At 53.5% G+C, this 2,655-nt stretch carries 1 protein-coding gene; it reads left to right on the forward strand.

From position 1 onward, the window contains the following. Positions 1–227: 227 nt before the first annotated feature. Positions 228–2,655: tetratricopeptide repeat protein (locus tag LKE08_RS21075; protein ID WP_324706225.1), on the forward strand; the 2,428-nt coding region annotated here is incomplete at its 3' end.

Here is a 2,655-nt window from a genome sequence, read left to right on the forward strand (position 1 = left end):
AAACGGCTTTTCTATAAGGGTTTGAAAATTTCTGACCCCATTTCAACTGTAACCACGTGAGCGCTCGTTGCTATAAATTTCCTCAATCAAGTCATATCATGTCTGCTCAAACCATTAGAATTCCCGATTTTCCTTGTCCCTCCTGAAACCGCTTCAAACTTTTGCCGATTGCCTCTTGCCTATTGCCTTTTCTCGCCGGATTATGTAAGTATTAAAACGGACTTGATATGACTGACAATCAGAGACAGATGTGGACGAAAACTGGGTGGTCTATCTGGGTGGCGATCGCGGGTTTTTACGCTCCGGCGGGATGGTTTCAACTCCCGGCATTGGCGGAGCCGACACTCATCGCCCAACGGTCTAACTCGGCGGCGGATGCCAGCTACCAAAGGGGATTGAAACTGTTTCAGCAAGGGACGGCAGAATCGCTGCGGGCCGCAATTCCCTATTATCAGGAGGCGGTGCGGTTGTACGAACAGGCGGGCGATCGCACCAAACAAGCTTTAGCTCAACTGGGTCTGGGTCGAGTCTACAGTGACTTGGGGGAAAAGCGGCGGGCTTTGGAGTATTATCATCAAGCTTTACTTCTGGTTCGGGCGGTGGGCGATCGCACCGGGGAAGCCGTCATCCTCGAGAATATCGCTGGGGCTTACGATGTTTTGGGGGAAAAGCGACAAGCCCGGGACTATTACGAGCAAGCCCTGCCCTTGTTCCGGGCGATCGGCGATCGCTCCCGGGAAGCCACCATCCTCAACAATATCGGTTTGATTGACTCCGAGTTTGGGGAAAACCAGCAGGCTCTGGACTATTACGAGCAAGCTTTGTCTTTGTCCCGATCTCTGGGCGATCGTTTGGGGGAAGCAACAATCCTCAACAATATTGGTGTCGTTTACTCTGCCTTGGGGGAACAGTCGCGGGCTCTTGACTATTACAAGCAAGCTTTGCCTTTGAGACAGACGGTGGGTGATCGCGCCGGGGAAGCCGCCACCCTTTTCAATATCGGTAAGGTTTACGATGATTTGGGGGAAAAGCGACAAGCCCGGGACTATTACGAGCAAGCCCTGCCCTTGTTCCGGGCGATCGGCGATCGCGCCACGGAAGCCAGAATCCTCAACAGTATCGGTTTGATTGACTCTGAGTTTGGGGAAAACCAGCAGGCTCTGGACTATTACGAGCAAGCTTTGCCCTTGTCCCGGGCTGTGGGCGATGGCGCTGTGGAAGCTAGAATCCTCAACAATATGGGTGGGGTCTATTCTGCGCTGGGGGAAAATCAGCAGGCCCGAGAGTATTACGAACAAGCTTTGCCCTTGTTCCGGGCCCTGGGCGATCGCGCCGGGGAAGCGGCTAGCCTCCAGAATATTGGTGGAATCTATTCCCAGTTGGGGGAAAACCGGCGCGCCCGGGAGTATTTTGAGCAGGCTTTGCCCTTGTTTCGAGGGGTGGGCGATCGCTCCATGGAAGCGAGAACCCTGATCAGTATCGGTTGGGTTGACTTTAACTTGGGGGAAAACCGGCGAGCTCTGGACTATTACGAGCAAGCCTTGCCTTTGTTCCGAGCTACGGGCGATCGCATCGGGGAAGCGGCGACCCTCAACAATATCGGCGGACTCTACCAGACTGTGTGGGACAACCGGCGAGCTCTGGACTATTACGAGCAAGCCTTGCCCTTGTCCCGGGCGATCGGCGATCGCGCCACGGAAGCGGCTACTCTCAACAATATCGGTGGGATATATTTTGACTTGGGGGAAAAGCGGCCAGCCCGGGAGTATTTCCAGCAAGCGTTGCTTTTGAGAAGGGCTATGGGCGATCGCGCCGGGGAAGCGACTACTCTTTACAATATTGCTAGACTTCAAGCTTCCCAAGGTCAACTAACTGAAGCCCTTGCCAATACGGAACAAGTGATTAATCTAATTGAAGAACTCCGCAGCCTAGCCCCTCCCGGCGAACTCCGTCAAACTTTTTTCTCCACTGTTCAGGACGAGTACCAATTCTACATCAGGCTATTAATGCAACTGCATCAACAAAACCCCCAAAAAGGATATGATGCCCTAGCCTTCCACGCCAGCGAACGTTCCCGCGCCCGGACCTTGTTGGAATTGCTGCGGGAAGCCAACGCCGATATCCGCCAAGGTGTCGCTCCGGAATTGGTCGCCGCAGAACGCCGTTTGCAACAAGAAATAGACCGTGTAGAAACCCGCCGCCTGGAAATTTTCGGCGACGACAATTCCAGCGAAAAACAAAAGGAAAATATCAAAGCGGAACTCGCCCAACTTTGGCAACAATACGAAGAGATTCGAGCCCGAATTAGCGCCGCCAGCCCCCGCTACGCCGCCCTCACCCAACCGCAACCACTGACGTTGGCACAAGTGCAACAACAAGTTTTGGACGAAGAGACGGTTTTATTGCAGTATTCCTTGGGGGAAGCAACCAGCTATCTCTGGGTCGTCACTTCCACGGAAATGACGAGCTACAAACTGCCGGGGCGGGAGAAAATTGCCGAAAAAGCAAATCAATTTCGAGGCACTATTACCCGTCCATCGCGACGTCACAATCAGGGCTGGGTGAATGTTGCGGCCCAGGAATTGAGCGAAATGATACTGCAACCCGCCGCCGATCACTTGCAGAAAAAACGACTGTTAATTTCCGCCGATGGTA

The sequence above is a fragment of the Lyngbya sp. CCY1209 genome, assembly GCF_035615495.1.
Classification (GTDB): Bacteria; Cyanobacteriota; Cyanobacteriia; order Cyanobacteriales; family Microcoleaceae; genus Limnospira.